General features: G+C 72.4%; 18 protein-coding genes and 1 pseudogene. 10 read left to right on the top strand and 9 right to left on the bottom strand.

Features of this window, described 5'->3' with window-relative positions; translation table 11 throughout:
- The 3 genes and pseudogenes from E1300_RS50645 to E1300_RS38915 form a co-directional block, all read left to right on the top strand.
- A pseudogene (locus E1300_RS50645) lies at positions 1-399 on the top strand (TetR/AcrR family transcriptional regulator); the annotation flags it as partial.
- An 81-nt stretch (positions 400-480) separates the two neighbouring features.
- On the top strand, positions 481-843 hold the full coding sequence (locus E1300_RS38920; protein ID WP_131762135.1) for a VOC family protein: 363 nt from the start codon (positions 481-483) through the stop codon (positions 841-843).
- Between the two features lie 99 nt (positions 844-942).
- A complete protein-coding gene (locus E1300_RS38915; RefSeq protein WP_131762134.1) occupies positions 943-1,284 on the top strand; it encodes a DUF5713 family protein in 342 nt (113 codons plus the stop codon).
- Between the two features lie 11 nt (positions 1,285-1,295).
- On the opposite strand, the gene E1300_RS38910 is transcribed toward E1300_RS38915, so the two are convergent.
- The gene (locus E1300_RS38910; RefSeq protein ID WP_131762133.1) at positions 1,296-1,880 is read right to left on the bottom strand and encodes a glycoside hydrolase family 25 protein; all 585 of its coding nucleotides are present in this window, start codon (positions 1,878-1,880) and stop codon (positions 1,296-1,298) included.
- A 195-nt stretch (positions 1,881-2,075) separates the two neighbouring features.
- Here E1300_RS38910 and E1300_RS38905 point away from each other — a divergent pair, with 195 nt between their 5' ends.
- Entirely contained in the window at positions 2,076-2,411 is a 336-nt protein-coding gene (locus E1300_RS38905) for an ArsR/SmtB family transcription factor (protein WP_242619671.1), read from the top strand.
- Positions 2,408-2,851 (top strand): SRPBCC family protein, encoded by a 444-nt coding sequence (locus E1300_RS38900; protein ID WP_242619670.1) that lies wholly within the window; start codon positions 2,408-2,410, stop codon positions 2,849-2,851. Before E1300_RS38905 ends, E1300_RS38900 begins: the two co-directional genes overlap by 4 nt.
- 45 nt (positions 2,852-2,896) lie before the next feature.
- Here E1300_RS38900 and E1300_RS38895 read toward each other — a convergent pair whose 3' ends face one another.
- Both E1300_RS38895 and E1300_RS38890 read right to left on the bottom strand, forming a co-directional pair.
- A complete protein-coding gene (locus tag E1300_RS38895; protein WP_131762132.1) occupies positions 2,897-3,709 on the bottom strand; it encodes a PIG-L family deacetylase in 813 nt (270 codons plus the stop codon).
- 82 nt (positions 3,710-3,791) lie between these two features.
- Positions 3,792-5,258, bottom strand: coding sequence for an amino acid permease (locus tag E1300_RS38890; protein ID WP_242619669.1), 1,467 nt, complete (start codon positions 5,256-5,258; stop codon positions 3,792-3,794).
- A gap of 215 nt (positions 5,259-5,473) precedes the next feature.
- On the opposite strand from E1300_RS38890, the gene E1300_RS38885 reads away from it, so the two are divergent.
- Positions 5,474-5,974 carry an HAD domain-containing protein gene (locus tag E1300_RS38885; RefSeq protein ID WP_131762131.1) on the top strand — a complete coding sequence of 167 codons (501 nt, stop codon included), beginning with the start codon at positions 5,474-5,476 and terminating at the stop codon, positions 5,972-5,974.
- A gap of 110 nt (positions 5,975-6,084) precedes the next feature.
- Here E1300_RS38885 and E1300_RS38880 read toward each other — a convergent pair whose 3' ends face one another.
- The gene (locus E1300_RS38880) at positions 6,085-6,714 is read right to left on the bottom strand and encodes a GmrSD restriction endonuclease domain-containing protein (protein ID WP_131762130.1); all 630 of its coding nucleotides are present in this window, start codon (positions 6,712-6,714) and stop codon (positions 6,085-6,087) included.
- 186 nt (positions 6,715-6,900) lie between these two features.
- On the opposite strand from E1300_RS38880, the gene E1300_RS38875 reads away from it, so the two are divergent.
- Both E1300_RS38875 and E1300_RS38870 read left to right on the top strand, forming a co-directional pair.
- A complete protein-coding gene (locus E1300_RS38875; RefSeq protein ID WP_131762129.1) occupies positions 6,901-7,920 on the top strand; it encodes a methyltransferase in 1,020 nt (339 codons plus the stop codon).
- Positions 7,921-8,007: 87 nt separating this feature from the next.
- Complete coding sequence (locus E1300_RS38870; RefSeq protein WP_131762128.1) at positions 8,008-8,772, top strand: SDR family NAD(P)-dependent oxidoreductase; 765 nt, start codon at positions 8,008-8,010, stop codon at positions 8,770-8,772.
- A gap of 10 nt (positions 8,773-8,782) precedes the next feature.
- Here the strand turns inward: E1300_RS38870 and E1300_RS38865 are convergent, their stop codons facing one another.
- Positions 8,783-9,427 carry an NUDIX hydrolase gene (locus E1300_RS38865; protein ID WP_131762127.1) on the bottom strand — a complete coding sequence of 215 codons (645 nt, stop codon included), beginning with the start codon at positions 9,425-9,427 and terminating at the stop codon, positions 8,783-8,785.
- Complete coding sequence (locus tag E1300_RS38860; protein WP_207400202.1) at positions 9,424-10,263, bottom strand: helix-turn-helix domain-containing protein; 840 nt, start codon at positions 10,261-10,263, stop codon at positions 9,424-9,426. The genes E1300_RS38865 and E1300_RS38860 overlap by 4 nt, the downstream gene beginning before the upstream one ends.
- A 79-nt stretch (positions 10,264-10,342) precedes the next feature.
- On the opposite strand from E1300_RS38860, the gene E1300_RS38855 reads away from it, so the two are divergent.
- Both E1300_RS38855 and gltX read left to right on the top strand, forming a co-directional pair.
- Entirely contained in the window at positions 10,343-10,960 is a 618-nt protein-coding gene (locus tag E1300_RS38855; protein ID WP_242619668.1) for a TIGR03086 family metal-binding protein, read from the top strand.
- Positions 10,961-11,148: 188 nt separating this feature from the next.
- Positions 11,149-12,552 (top strand): glutamate--tRNA ligase, encoded by a 1,404-nt coding sequence (gltX, locus tag E1300_RS38850; RefSeq protein ID WP_131762126.1) that lies wholly within the window; start codon positions 11,149-11,151, stop codon positions 12,550-12,552.
- Between the two features lie 15 nt (positions 12,553-12,567).
- On the opposite strand, the gene E1300_RS38845 is transcribed toward gltX, so the two are convergent.
- The 3 genes from E1300_RS38845 to E1300_RS38835 form a co-directional block, all read right to left on the bottom strand.
- On the bottom strand, positions 12,568-13,647 hold the full coding sequence (locus E1300_RS38845) for an urease accessory protein UreH domain-containing protein (protein WP_131762125.1): 1,080 nt from the start codon (positions 13,645-13,647) through the stop codon (positions 12,568-12,570).
- Between the two features lie 199 nt (positions 13,648-13,846).
- Positions 13,847-14,575, bottom strand: a complete 729-nt coding sequence (locus tag E1300_RS38840; protein ID WP_131762124.1) for a response regulator — start codon at positions 14,573-14,575, stop codon at positions 13,847-13,849.
- Positions 14,576-14,664: 89 nt separating this feature from the next.
- The coding region (locus E1300_RS38835; protein ID WP_242619665.1) for a response regulator at positions 14,665-15,114 on the bottom strand (450 nt) is incomplete at its 5' end.

The raw sequence follows: 15,114 nt of genomic DNA, 5'->3' as shown, positions 1-15,114 counted from the left end.
CGGGACGTGCGCGTCCTGGCCGCCGCGCTCGTCCGCCCCATGGCCGCGCGGCTCGCCGACCCGTCCGGCCGCGCGTTCCTCCAGATCTGGGCGGACGTGCTGAACCGCCCCGACCCCCTCGGCCCGGTGCCCGTGCCGGACGACCCGTCCGACAGCCTGTGCCGCTGGCGCGACCTGGTCGGGCCGCTCCTGGAGGAGGACGCGGCCCGCCTGCACCGCCGGTTCACCGCCATCCTGTACGCCGCGATCGAGCTGGCCCGCCGCGCCCGCTCCGGCCCCCGCACCGACGACCGCCTGTTCACCAGCTACCTGATCGACGTGGTGGCCGCCATCCTCGGCGCCCCGGTCTCGCCCGAGACCCGCCGCCTGGCCGACGAACGCGACGCCGCCCGCCGCTGACCTCCGAGGTCGCATTCGTCCAAGACGAGACGTCGCCCTCCCTCGCATAGTGGGCACACGACCCGTGAGGAGGGAGACGACATGACGAGCGACATCAAGCGGACCTTCTACCCGATCGTGAACTACAGCGATCCGGTCAAGGCCATGGAGTGGCTGGAGAAGGCCTTCGGGTTCGTCCCGCACCACGTCTACAAGGACGACGAAGGCCGTGTCGTCCACGGCGAGATGCGCTACGACACCGGCGTCCTCATGTTCGGCAACGGCGAGCCGGGCACGTCGGCCGTGTACGTCGCCGTGGACGACCCCGACGCCCACCACGACCGCGCCAAGGCGGCGGGCGCCGAGATCTTCCGCGAGCTCGCCGACCAGGACTACGGCTCCCGCGACTACGCGGCCCGCGACCCCGAAGGCAACGAGTGGTACTTCGGCACCTACCGCTCCTGACCGCTTGAGGCCGCCCATCCTGCCCAGGTGCATGATGGGCGGCTGCGTTTGTCGGTGGCGGCCGGGAGGATCGGGGCGTCCACAGCGAAGGAGGCCCCCATGGCGCCGACGAATCAGCAGGTGCTCGACCATCCATTCCTCAAGGGCCTGTACGGCGACCCGTACTTCCCCGATCACGTCGTCGACAAGGGGAAGGCGATCCTGCTGAGGTTGTGCGAGCGGATCGAGAGCGAGCGGCCTTCGGACGTGGCCGCCCTCTACGTGCTCACGCGGGCGGCCACCGAGGAGTTCAACGACCTGGAGGCGGACTTCCACGAGGCCGGGAGCGAGATCGAGACGGTCGCGCGCGAGGAGATCGCCGAGGACTTCTGGTTCGTGGCGTCCGCCTACGGGTTCCCCGACGCGGACGCCGAGGAGCTCATCGCCACCCGGGACTGGTAGCGCGGGCCGGCTCAGGGCTCGTCGTCGGCGCCGGTGGCCCATTTCTTCAGCGCGGCGCGGCTCTTGAACTTGGCGACGTTCTTGTCGAGCGGCTCGGACGTGTGCTGGTGGAAGAGCCACGCGTCGTCGATGAGCGGTTCGCCTGCCTTGCGGTAGTCGGCGATCCACAGGCCGTCACCGCAGTCGTGCGTGGTGCCGGGGTCGGTCCACAGGCTCCGGTTGCAGTAGAGGATCACGCGGTGGTCGGGGCGCAGTTCCTTGACCGTGCGGAGGAAGAGGTCCTTCTGGGCGCTGCTGGCGCGCCTTCCCTTGGGGTCCCTCTCCCAGTCCACCGCGAGGATGTCGCCGTCGCGGGCTCCGCAGTGCTTGACGAAGTACTTGGCCTGGGCCTTGATCCGGGCGGGCCGCAGCGGTCTGCCGCCCAGGAGGAAGTGGTAGAAGCCCACGACGCAGCCGGCTTCGCGGGCGCGTGCAGTCTGGTCGGCGCGGCGGGGGTTGATGTAGCCGCGGCCCTCGGTGGCCTTGACGAAGACGAAGGCCAGGCCGTCGACGTCGAAGGACGAGTCGTAGGAGGAGACGTCGACACCGTGCAGCATGGGTTCCTCTTCGTCGGATACGTGCTCGCAGCTAGTGGATTTCCCGTGGTGGCGCGGTGATTCGTCGCCGAGGGTGATGGCTCGGTTGCCTCGGGTCCTTCTGGATGCGACATGTAGGGAAGTGCCTACGCTTGACAGGTAGGAGATCTCCTACCTATTTTCGTCCCATGCGAACGACTCGGGTGGACATGGCTGATGGCCGGGGCGGTGCGGGCTGAGATGGCGGCGGACACCTTCGCGGCGCTGGCCAGCCCCGTCCGGCGGGACCTGACCGCTCTGCTGCTCGACGGGCCGAGGTCGGTCGGCGAGCTCGCCGCGCACTTCGAGATGAGCCGGCCGAGCGTCTCCGAGCACCTCAAGGTGCTCAGGGACGCGGGGCTGGTCAGCGAGCGGCGGGACGGGCGGCGCCGCGTCTACCGGCTGGAGCCCGAGCCGCTCCGCGAGCTGTCGGAGTGGCTCACGCCCTACGAGCGGTTCTGGCGCGGCAGGCTCTCCGCCCTCCGCGACCTGCTGGACGAGGAGGACTCGTGACCACCGAAGGGAAGACCATGGCGACGATCGAGGTGGAGGAGTTCCTGCCGCATCCGCCCGTGAAGGTGTGGCGGGCGCTCACGGACGCGGACCTGCTGGCGCGCTGGCTGATGCCGAACGACTTCCGGCCCGTCGTGGGCCACCGGTTCACGTTCGTCACCACGCCGATTCCCCACGTGGACTTCGACGGGATCGTCCAGTGCGAGGTCCTGAAGATCGACGAGGGCCGGCTGCTGCGCATCGGCTGGAGCGGCGGCGGGCTCGACACGACCCTCACCTGGCGGCTGGCGGCCGAGGGGCGCGGAACACGGCTGTTCGTCGAGCACGCCGGGTTCGACCTGGACGATCCCGCGCAGGCCTACGCGTTCCGCGGCATGGGCGGCGGGTGGCGCTCGCGCGTCATCCGGTCGCTGCTGGAGACGCTCGCCGAGCTCGACTGACCGGCCTGGGCCGGGCTCCCCGGCGGAGCCCGGCCGGGCGGCGGCTCAGCGGAGCCCGGCGAACAGGTCGTCCTCGTGGTCGGGGGCCTCGACCCGGCTGGAGACGCGGGTGAAGTGCTCCTGGGAGAACACCATGAACTGCACTTCTTCGGGGAGGCGCAGGAGGAAGATGTTCTCGCCCTGGCTGGCGTGCGCCTCCAGCGCCTTGCGCTTGCGCTCGACGTAGGGGGAGACGTCCACGGTGCTGGTGACCAGCTCGTCCGGGGTGCCGAAGTCGTCCGGCGGCTCGAAGCCGAGCTCGATGCCGGCCTCCCGGGTGTACTCGAACATCTGCTTGAGCCCTGAGCGGGGAACGGCGGTGTAGTAGAGCTTGTCGGGGATGCCGGTGCGCTCGGCGGCGGCGACGGCGATGCGGTGGGCCTGGATGTGGTCGGGGTGCCCGTAGCCGCCGTTCTCGTCGTAGGTGACGACGACCTGCGGGCGGTACTTCTCCATGAGGGCGGCGAGCCGCGCGACGGCGTCGTCGAAGGGGACGTTCGCGAACGCCTCCGGGTCGTCGTTGGTGGCCCAGCCGTCCATGCCGGAGTCGCGGTAGCCGAGCAGCTCCACGTCGCCGATCGCGAGGTGCCCGGCGGACTCGCGCAGCTCGGCGAGCCGGCGCTCGGCCACCCCGGCGGCGTCGTGCCCCGGTTCGCCCGGCTTCACCCCGCCCGCGTCGTCGCCCTGCTCGCCGTTGGTGCAGGTGACCAGGACGGTGCGGATCCCCTCGGCGTCGTAGCGCGCGAAGAGCCCGCCGGTGCTGATGACCTCGTCGTCCGGATGGGCGTGTACGGCCATCAGGGTGAGTTCGTGCTCCATCGCGCAGGTCTCCTCAGGGAACGCTGAACCGGGCGTGACCCACTCTACGGTCGGGGTCCGACGGTTCCGCGAGTGAAGCGGATCACTCCCCGGGCGGCGCGGACGGCTCCGCCGCACGCTCCTGCTGGGCGGCGCGTGCCCGGCTTCGGGCGCAGAACCAGCCGATGACCAGCGCGGCGGCGATCGCGGGGATGAACATGACGGTCATGTGGCCGGCGCCGTCGCGGTCGAACCACATGAGCACGACGACGGAGGCGAGGAAGGCGAGCGTGAGGATCTCGGCGAACGGGGAGCCGGGAAGCCGGAAGGACGGCCGGGCCAGGCGGCCCTGCCGGGTCCGGCGGACGAAGAGCAGGTGCGAGATCATGATCACCGTCCAGCTGCCGAGGATGCCGATCGCCGCGAAGTTCAGGACGATCTCGAAGGCGTCCTTCGGGACCCAGGCGTTCAGCGCGACGCCGAGCACGCAGACGCAGGTGGTGAGCAGGATGCCGCCATAGGGGACCTGCGAGCGGCTCATGGCCGTCGTGAACCTCGGCGCCGAGCCGGCGGCGCCGAGGGAGCGCAGGATCCGCCCGGTGGAGTAGAGCCCGGAGTTCAGGCTCGACAGCGCCGCGGTCAGCACGATCAGGTTCATCACGTCGCCCGCGGCGGGGACGCCCAGCCTGGACAGGACGGTGACGAACGGGCTCTGGCCCTCCTCGTAGGCGTTCCAGGGCAGCAGCATGGACAGCAGCAGGACGGAGCCGACGTAGAAGACGAGGATCCGCCAGACGATCGAGTTGATCGCCCTGGGCATGACCTTCTCGGGGTCCGCGGTCTCGCCCGCGGCCACGCCGACCAGCTCGGTGGAGGCGTAGGCGAACACCACGCCCTGGATCACCACCAGCATCGGCAGGACGCCCTCGGGGAACACGCCGCCGTGATCGAAGATCATCGAGGGTCCGGGACGCTGCCCGCCGACCTCGTGCCCGGTGACCAGCAGGAAGATGCCCACGAGAAGGAACACGACCAGGGCGCCGACCTTGACGATGGAGAACCAGAACTCCATCTCGCCGAAGATCCGCACGGAGATGAGGTTGGTGGCGACCACGACCGCGAGCGCGATCAGCGCGAGCGTCCACTGCGGGATGTCGGTGAACGCGGACCAGTAGTGGAGGTAGAGCGCGATCGCGGTGATGTCGACGATGCCGGTGGTCGACCAGTTCAGGAAGTGCATCCAGCCGGCCACGAAGGCGCCCTTCTCGCCCATGAACTCGCGGGAGTAGGACACGAACGAGCCGGAGGACGGGCGGTACAGGACGAGCTCGCCCAGCGCCCGCACGACCAGGAACGCGAAGAACCCGCACACCGCGTAGGCGATCGCGAGGGACGGGCCCGCGCTCGCCAGCCGCCCGCCCGCGCCGAGGAACAGCCCGGTCCCGATCGCGCCGCCGATGGCGATCATGTTGACGTGCCGGGTCTTCAGCGACTTGCGGTAGCCCGCGTCGCCGGCGTCGACGGGCGCCGTCCCGGCGGATCGCGCCGTCCGGAGGTCGTGCTCGCTCACGCCGGGTGACCGCCTTTCCACGGGGTGTCTCGATCCGGGGCCCGGTGCAGTTTGGGGCAAGGATCCAAACGTGTCAAAACGCTGCCCCGAATACCGGGCGGCTAACGTGCCCGGAACCGGCTTGGAGCGATCGTGGGCGTGCCGACCTGGGCGAACGCGTTCATGATCTTGGGGGTGCCTGCGCGGTCCGGCGCGCATGCCGTACCGTCCGGGGTATGGGCTCGCCGCTGGTTCTGCTCGACGTCGACGGTGTCCTCAACCCGTTCGAGCGGCCGCACCGCGGCTACCGGAGGCATCGGTGCGCGCCCGGCGGCGTCATGTTCGACCTGTGGCTGAACGACGCGCACGGGCCGTCCCTGCTCGCTCTGGCGGACGGCGCCGGCGCCGAGCTGGCCTGGGCCAGCTACTGGTGCGACCACGCCAACGAGTGGATCGCGCCGCGGATCGGGCTGCCGGAGCTGCCGTTCGTGCCGATCCCGCGGTTCCCCGGCGTCGAGGAGGGCGGGACGCTCGGCTCCTGGAAGGCCCGGCACGTCGCCGCCTGGACGGAGGGCAGGCCGTTCGTCTGGTTCGAGGACGAGCCCGACGCCACCGACTGCATCGCGGCGGAACGGGACGTCGGCGACCACCTCCTCGTGGCCGTCGACCCGATCGCCGGGCTGACCGACGCGCACCTGGAGACGGCGGCGGCCTGGCTGGACGGCCTCTCCCTCTGAGACCGGCTCCCCGTCGGCCGGGCACCGGCTTGACACGAGTTTGACGCGGACCCGGCGGGATCCCGCGCGGTGGGGGTCGCCGCGGGATCCCGCCGGGGGCCGGGGACGGCTCAGCAGGTGCCGAGCAGCGAGGAGAGCGCGGACTTCTCCGCCGCGTCGACGGTCAGGGAGTACCGGTACTTCACGTCGATCCACGACCGGGCGTACATGCAGCGGAACGAGGCCAGCGGCGGCGTCCACTCGGCCGGGTCCTTGTCGCCCTTGGCCTGGTTGACGTTGTCGGTGACCGCCCAGAGCTGCGAGCTGGACAGGTCGTTGGCGAACGCCTGGCGGCGCGACGTCGTCCAGGACGAGGCGCCCGAGCGCCAGGCCTCGGCGAGCGGGACCATGTGGTCGATGTCGACGTCGGACGCCTGGGTCCAGGTCGCGCCGTCGTAGGGGCTGTACCAGGTCCCCGACACGGCGGCGCAGGACGAGTCGGTCTGCACGTTGGTGCCGTCGCGTTTGAGGACGACCTCGCGGGTATTGCACGTCCCGGACTGGGTGATCCAGTGCGGGAACTTGTCCCGGCTGTAGCCGGTGGAGGATCCCTCGGCCGCGACCGTGAGGGCGGCGAGGTGCTGGGCCGCGGTGCTCGCCGCGGGCGGCGGCGGGGGAGCGGCCCCGGCGGTGGGCGCGAGCAGCGCGGTCGCGGTGGCGGCGGCGGCGAGAGCGGTGGCGACGAGCCCCGTGCGTCTCACGGGTTCTCCTTTGCGTGGGGAGCAGGGGCCGCCAGTCTCGGTTAGTTGGATAAACCGGATATGTCTATTCGGTTAGCCAAGATCACGATCAGGTCACGACTCGCCGGGGGAAGGGATCGCATTCGTCCAAGACGGCTCTCCCGGCGGCTCCGTAGCGTCCTCGGCGAGGAACGAAGGGAGCCGACGATGACGGAGTCGCGGACGAGATCACCGCTGCTGGGCATGGCCTTCGGCTACATGCCGGCGCAGATCGTCCACATGGCCGCCGAGCTGGGGCTGGCCGACGCCCTGGAGGACGGGCCCCGGTCGAGCGGGGAGCTGGCGGAGGAGGTCGGCGCGCACGCGCCGGCGCTGCTGCGGCTGCTGCGCGCGCTCACCGCCCTCGGCGCCGTGGAGCAGCGGGGGCCGGACCTGTTCGCGCTGACCGAGGAGGGCGCCCGCCTGCGCACCGGCGCGCCGGACTCGATCCGCGCGCTGGTCGGGCTGTTCTGCTCGCCGGACGTGTGGCGGTCGTGGGGCGACATGGCCGAGACGCTGCGCACGGGCGAGAGCGCCTGGCGGCGGGTGACCGGGATGACGTCGTTCGAGTACTTCGCGAAGAACGAGGAGCTGTCGGCCACCTTCAACGCGGCGATGGCCGAGCACACCCGCGCCGTCGCTCCGGGGATCATCGCGGCGCACGACTTCGAGCGCTACGGCACGGTCGCCGACCTCGGCGGCGGTGACGGGACGCTGCTCGCCGCCATCCTGCGCGCCGTGCCCGGCCTGCGCGGCGTCCTGTACGACCTGCCCGCCGGGCTGGCCGCCGCGCCGGCGACCCTGGGGGACGTCGCCGACCGCTGCGATGTCGTCCCCGGCGACTTCTTCGCGTCCGTGCCGGAGGGCGCCGACGCCTACCTGCTCAAGAGCGTCCTGCACGACTGGGACGACGGGAAGGCCGCGGAGATCCTCCGGACGGCCCGCAGAGCGATGCGGCCCGACGCGCGCCTGCTCGTCCTGGAGCAAGTCGTCCCCGAAATGTTCACGCCGGACGCCCGCGGGGTCGTGATGAACGACCTCAACATGCTGGTGTGCACCGGGGGCCGGGAGCGGACCGCCGAGGAGTTCCGCTCGCTGCTCGGGTCCGCGGGCTTCGAGGTCGTCGAGAGCACCGGCCCCGTAGCGCCGTCCGGATACCACGTCATCGAGGCGCGGCCCATGCCCTAGCGCCCTTTGTCAGGGCCCGCTTACATCTCCCGGGCGCGCACGTGCAGGATGGACAGCGCCGTAAGCAGCCCTGACGAAGGAGACGCCATGAGCCCTCTCGCCGGTCGCACCGCCCTGGTGACGGGAGGAAGCCGCGGGATCGGCCGCGCCATCGCGCTGGCCCTCGCCGCCGACGGCGCCCGGGTCGCCATCGCCTACCGCCGCGACGAGGAGGCGGCGCGGAAGACCGTCGCCGGCATCGAGGCGGCGGGCGGCGGCTCCGGGGCGGCGTTCCAGGCGTCCGTGGACGACCTCGACGAGTGCCGCCGCCTGGCCGCGCGCGTGGAGGACGAGTTCGGCGCGCTCGACATCCTCGTGCACAACGCCGGGATCGCCAGCCGCGGCAACTCCGTCGCGGACACCGACCCCGCTGAGCTCGGCCGCGTCCTCGCCGTGCACGCCCTCGGCCCGCACCACCTCAGCCAGGCGCTGATCCCGCTGATGCGGCGGGCAGAGCGCAGCGACATGGTGTTCGTGTCCAGCGTGGTCACCGACACGATGATGGCGTACGGCGCGCCGTACTCGATGGGCAAGGCGGCGATGGAGGCGCTGGCGCTGACGCTCGCGAAGGAGGAGCGCCGCCACGGCATGCACGTCAACATCGTCGCGCCCGGCGTGGTGGACACCGACATGGGACGGCGGCTCGTCCGCGCCGCGATGGGCCTGGACGACATCCGCCAGGCCGACGCGGCATCGCCCTACGGGCACGTGTGCACCCCCGAGGAGGTCGCCGACGTCGTGCGGTTCCTCGTCTCGGACGGCGCGTCCTACGTCACCGGGCAGCGCATCGTCATCGACGGCGGCACGTTCTAGGGGCTCCGCCTCAGTGGCGGGTCCAGTCGGGCTGGACGAAGTCGGCGACCCTGGCGGCCCGTCCGAGCAGCACCACCTCGCGGAACTGCCACAGCATCGCGCCGGTCGGGGCGTGGACGGCCCAGTCCGGGCCGAGGCGCATCTGCAGGAGGCTGCCGCCGTCGGCCTGCGGCACCCACCGCGGCGTGTCGTCGGCGGCCAGCCTCCGCAGGCTCACATGGTGGACGGAGTGGACCTCGTCCGGGCTCGGCAGCAGCGGGCCCGGGTCCGCCAGCACGGCCACGACCGGCGTGATCGCGAAGCCGGACGCGGCGGGGAAGTCGTCGAGCGGCCCGAGCACGTCGGCGGGCCCGGCGGACAGGCCGATCTCCTCGTGCAGCTCCCGCAGCGCGGCCGCCTGCGCGGTCTCGCCCTCCTCCAGCCGCCCGCCGGGCAGGCCCCACTGGCCCGCGTTCCGGCCGCGGTAGGCGCGCTTGATCAGGATCACCGAGGGGACGCCCTCGTGCTCGACCGCGCACAGCACGACGCCGGCACGGCGCAGCCCGGGCGCGTCCGGGACGGCGACGCGCTCGAACGAGGCCAGCCGCGCGGCCGCGACCTCCCGGAAGGCCGCGAGGTCGTCGAGGGGGGCCGGGCTCGGCAGGGGGTCCGTCATGCGTCGATACTGCCAGGGCCCGCTTCGCGCGCGTACCGCGCGGGGGGCGTGCCGACCGCGGCGGTGAAGTCGCGGGTGAAGTGCGCCTGGTCGGCGTAGCCGAGCTCGACCGCCAGCTCCGCCCAGTCGACGCCGGTCCCGGTGGCGGCGCGCCCGGCCGCCTCCAGCATCCGGAACCGCCGGATCACCCACTTCGGGCCGATGCCGACGTACTCGTGGAACAGCCGCTGGAGGCTCCGCTTCCCCATCCCGGTGTCCTCGGCGAGGTCGTCCACGCGGAGCAGGGCGGGCCGCGCGGCGATCCGCTCCACGATCTCCGCGGCGCGCACGGCGGACGCGTCCGGCTCCGGGCACGCGCCGGCCAGGAACGCCTCCAGCCGCTTGAGCGCCTCCGCCGCGTCCGCGGCCGCGAACACGTCCTCGGCGAGCGCGCGTCCCGCCGCGCCGAACACCTCGCCGACGCCGGCGAAGCGGCCCGTGATCGCGGCGACCGGCGCGCCCAGGAACGGCCGGAAGCCGCCCGGCCGGAACGCCGCCCCGACCACGCGCCCCTCGTCGAAGATCTCCTCGGTGAACTCGTCCTTCACCACGCCCACGATCCGCGCCCGGGTCGTCCCGCCCGTCAGGTAGGACGTGAAGGTCATGTGGACGGACGGGCGGGTCAGCACCCGCTGCCGGTGCGGCGGACGCCCGCGCAGGTCCCAGTGCAGCACCCAGAAGAAGTCCACGAACGGGGCCAGTTCCGGCGGCGGCGCCGTCCGCTCCACCTGGAACAGCTCCAGGCCCGTGTGCGGGCGCAGGATCCCTTGCATCCGCTCGGTGAGGGGGTCGCCCATCACCCCAGGTTAGGGCGTGTCGCGTTTCTTCAAGACCGCACGCCTGGGCCGCCCTACGGTGGAGGGCATGTTCGAACGGATGAGCGAAGAAGTGATGATAGAGATCCGCGAGCAGCTGCTTCCCGCCACGGAGGCCGCGGTACGGATCGTCCAGCGGATACCGGCCGACCGTCTGGACGCGCCCACGCCGTGCCCGGGCTGGGACGTGCGCGACGTCGTCAACCACCTGATCTTCTGGAACGGGCGAGGCGAGACCGCGGCGCGCCGGGAGCCGGTCACCGGACCGGGCGAGGACCACGACTTCACCGCCGAGCCCGGCTGGGACGCCCGGTTCGCCGACCAGGCCCGCAGGACCGCCAAGGCCTGGAGTGACCCCGCCGCCTGGGAGGGCAACACGAGCCTGAGCGGGAACAAGGAGGGGATGCCCGCCGACTTCATCGGCGGCATCGTCTTCGGCGAACTCGTCCTGCACGGCTGGGACATCGCCGTCTCCACCGGCCTCGACCCCGCCCTCCCTCCGGACATCGTCGAGGCCGCCTGGAAGCAGCTCGTCCCCACGGCGGAGGTCAGCCGCCAGTACGGCGCCCTGGGCCCCGAGGTCCCCGTCCCCGAAGACGCTCCGTTCCTCGACCGCCTGCTCGGTCTCGCGGGCCGTGACCCACGCTTCAATGGCAGAACTCCCGACGTCAGGTCGTGAGCTTGTAGCTCAGTACGCGTCGACCGGAGACGCTGCGATCGCGTGCGAAGCCAAGTTCGAGCGGAGCGAGAACTTGATCGCGCAGTGAGCCGCCAGGCGAGCCGGAGCGATGCAGCGATCGCCGCAGCGCCCGTTGAAGGAAGGCGCGCCAGCGCCTGACGCCGAGGGCACTGCAATAGGCTAGGCGCATGTCTTCCTCGTCTTCGATTCGCGTACGTTTCGCCCCGTCTCCAACCGGCATGTTCCATGTCGGCGGCGCCCGCTCGGCGCTGTTCAACTGGGTGATGGCCGCCCAGTCCGGCGGGACGCTCGTGCTGCGGATCGAGGACACCGACGCCTCCCGCAACAGCCCGGAGTGGACCGAGGGCATCATCCGCGCCCTCGCCTGGCTCGGCATGGACGGCGAGCAGTACGAGGGGCCTTACTTCCAGTCGGCCAACGCCGACAAGCACGCCGAGGCCGCCCGGACGCTGCGCGACCGCGGCCGCGCCTACTACTGCGACTGCACCCGCGAGGCCGTGGTCGCGCGCACCGGCGACCAGCACAAGGGCTACGACGGGTTCTGCCGCGACCGGGGCCTCGACGCCGGGCCCGGCCGGGCGCTGCGGTTCCGGACGCCCGACGAGGGCCACACCACCGTCGTGGACCTGCTGCGCGGCAAGCCCGTCTTCGAGAACGCCGTCCTGGAGGACTTCGTCATCGCCCGCGCCGACGGCTCGGTGACGTTCCTGCTGGCCAACGCGGTCGACGACATGAGCCAGGGCATCACGCACGTCGTCCGCGGCGAGGAGCACCTGTCCAACGCGCCCAAGCAGCAGCTGCTGTGGGAGGCGCTCGGCGGCGAGCCGCCGGTGTGGGCGCACGTGCCGGTCATCGTGAACGAGAAGCGCCAGAAGCTGTCCAAGCGCCGCGACAAGGTCGCGCTGGAGGACTACCGCGCCGAGGGCTACCTCGCCGAGGCGATGCGCAACTACCTGATGCTGCTCGGCTGGGCCCCGTCCGGCGACCGCGAGATCGTCCCCTGGGACGTGATCGTCGACGAGTTCCGGATCGAGGACGTCAACAGCTCGCCCGCGTTCTTCGACGTCAAGAAGCTCCGCGCGATCAACGGCGAGTACATCCGGGCGCTCACCCCGGAGAAGTTCATCGCCGAGTGCCTGCCCTTCCTCCAGGACGCCCCCTTCGACGTGGACGTGGCCGTGTTCGCCGAGCTGGCGCCGCTGGCGCAGACCCGGGTGGCGCTGCTGTCGGAGATCGTCCAGATGATCGACTTCGTGTTCCTGGACGAGCCGCCGGCGGACGAGCAGTCGTGGGGCAAGGCCATGAAGGAGCCCGCCGCCGCGATCCTCGCGGACGCCGAGGAGGCCTACCGCGACGCGCCCTGGAACGCCGGGGAGCTGAAGGAGCGGCTGGAGCGGATCGGCACCGCGCACGGCCTCAAGCTCGGCAAGACGCAGGCGCCCGTCCGGGTCGCCGTCACCGGCCGCACGGTGGGGCTGCCCCTGTTCGAGTCCCTGGAGATCCTCGGCCGCGACCGGACCCTCACCCGCATCGCCGCCGCCCGCGCCCGGCTGGCCGCCGCCTCCTCCTGAGGCCCTGCGCGACGGTCAGCGGAACATGATCGCCCCGGGGTAGTGCCCGGACGCGCAGGCGAAGCGCATCCGGCCCGGCCCCGGGGCGCCGAGGTCGACCCGGGTCTCCCCGTCCACCGGCAGGATCACGTCCTTGCCGAGGGACGGGATCGTGAACGCTCTGGTGTGGCCGCGCGTGCCCCGCGTCCGCAGCACGAGGACGGTGCGGCGCCCCGCGCGCGCGGCGACCACCGCGGGCCGGTACCCCTGGTCGAGGGCCCACAGGGTGACGACCTGGGTGCCGGACGGGTCCGTCCGGACGAAGCGCGCCGAGTCCGCCGCGGCGGTGCCGCCGCCCGCGGGCAGCCAGCCGCCCAGCCGCAGCCCCGACAGCATCGTCCAGCCCGCCGCCGCGAGCAGCGCGACGGCGAGGAGCACCGTCAGCCGGCCGCGCAGCAGCGCGAGCGAGCGGCCGAGGGTCAGGCCGACCAGGCCGAACAGCGGGGCCGTCCCGAGCACGAACCCGGTCATCACCGCGGCGCCGCCGAGCGCCGACCGGGAGGTGACCGCGAGCAGTTCGGCGGTGAGCGTCAGCCCGCACGGCAGCAGCACGGTCGCCGCGCCGAGCACCGCCGCCCTCCGCACGCCCCGGCCGCGGACCGCCGGCCCGGAGGCGTCCGGCGCCGCCCCGCATCCTGAGCCGTGGCCGTGGCCGTGGCCGCGGCGCAGGACGCGGCGCACCGGGCCGAAGCCGAGGAGATCGAGGGCGAAGAGGACGAGGAGCAGCGCGGCCGCGGCGAGCAGAATGCCCCGCGCCTGCGGGCCCAGCCGGACCGCTCCGCCCGCCAGCCCGAGCAGCGCGCCGAGGGCGGCGTGCGTCACGAGCTTCGCGGCCAGGAACCCCAGGACGGGCCGTCCGGCCCCCTCGCGCGCGGACGGCCCGGATCCGGGGCGCCCGGGTGCCGGCCCGGGCCCGGCGGGCGGCGGTCCGGACCCGGTGGGGTGCCTCCCGGCGACCGCGCCCGTGAGCAGCCCGAGCTGGACCGCGGCGCACGTCGTGCCTCCCGCCAGCAGGCCCGTCCCGGCGCCGGTGACGAAGAGCGCGGCGACGTCCATGGGCACCTCCGCCGCGAGACCCTCCCCATCCCCGCTCACCGCGAAGCGTAACCGGGTGGCTACCGTTGGGTGTCCCGGGAGTGCGTAGGGCATGCTCCCCGGGCGGCCGGAGACGAGGAACGCGTTGGTCGTCGAGCACTCGCGCGTGCGGCGCCAGAGCCGGTCAGGACGCGGAGCCCGGGCCGGAGGCGGAGCTCGGTCAGGACGCGGAGGCGTCGCTTTCGATCAGCTCGCGCAGTTCGGCCAGGCGCCGGTCGAGCTCCGCGAACTCCTCGCGCAGCTCCTCCCGGAGGTCGGCGGGCACGCGCTTGGAGACGGACTCCGCCTGCTCCTCCACGGCGGCCAGCCGCTCACGGACCGCCCGCCCCGGCTCCCGCTCCGGCTCCCACTCCGGCGGATCGCGCCGGTCATGCGGTGGGAGGCCCTCCTCCGGCCCCTCCTCGGCTCCACCGCCGGCCGCGCGCACCTGGAGGAGCGCCGCCTGCTCGCGGAGCAGAGCCGCCTGCTCCCGCAGCAGCGTCGTCTGGTCGCGGAGCTGCTTGTTCTTGTTGTGCAGCTCCACGAACACCGAGACCTTCGCGCGCAGCACCCACGGGTCGAACGGCTTGGAGATGAAGTCGACCGCGCCCGCCGCGTAGCCGCGGAACGCGTAGTCGGGATCGCTGTTCACCGCCGTCAGGAAGATGATCGGCAGGTCGCGGGTCTTCTTGCGGCGCTTGATGTCGCGGGCGGTCTCGAAACCGTCCATCCCGGGCATGACGACGTCCAGCAGGATGACCGCGTACTCGTCGGTGAGCAGCGCTTTCAGCGCGTCCTCACCCGACCGGGCCCGGACCAGGTCCTGATCGAGCGAGCTGAGGATCGCCTCCAGCGCGATCAGGTTCTCCTCGCGGTCGTCCACGAGCAGGATCTTGGCCTTGTCGTCCACGCGTCGTCTCTCTCCGCTTCCGGCCGGGCCCGCCGCCGCCGGCCGGAGCCCGCGGCGGCGCTACTGCCCGGATGTCGTGCCCCCCGTCCTCACCGGACGATGGAAGGTTGCAGCCAGCGCCGCATGACGTCAAGGAGATGGTCCACGTCGACGGGCTTCGGCACATAGTCCGACGCGCCCGACTCCAGGCTCTTCTCCCGGTCGCCCTTCATCACCTTCGCGGTGATCACGATGATGGGCAGCTCGGCGAACTGCGGCATCTCCCTGATCGCCGCGGTGGTGGCGTACCCGTCCAGGCCCGGCATCATCACGTCCATCAGCACCACCGCCACGTCCGGGTTGCGGTGCAGGACGTCGATCCCGGCCTGCCCGTCCTCGGCGTACAGGACCTCCATTCCGTAGCCCTCCAGGACGCTGGTGAGCGCGAACACGTTGCGGACGTCGGCAAGACCCGCACCGCGGTGGAGGCCGCGCACCGCGCCGCGGACCGGTTCCCCGACGGAACGTGGATGGTGGAGCTGTCCGAGCTGCGCGATCCG

It is taken from the genome of Actinomadura fibrosa (genome assembly GCF_900659615.1).
GTDB lineage: Bacteria > Actinomycetota > Actinomycetes > Streptosporangiales > Streptosporangiaceae > Spirillospora > Spirillospora fibrosa.
Note: the sequence above shows the minus strand (reverse complement) of the source record. Positions and strands in the feature narration are given on the sequence as shown.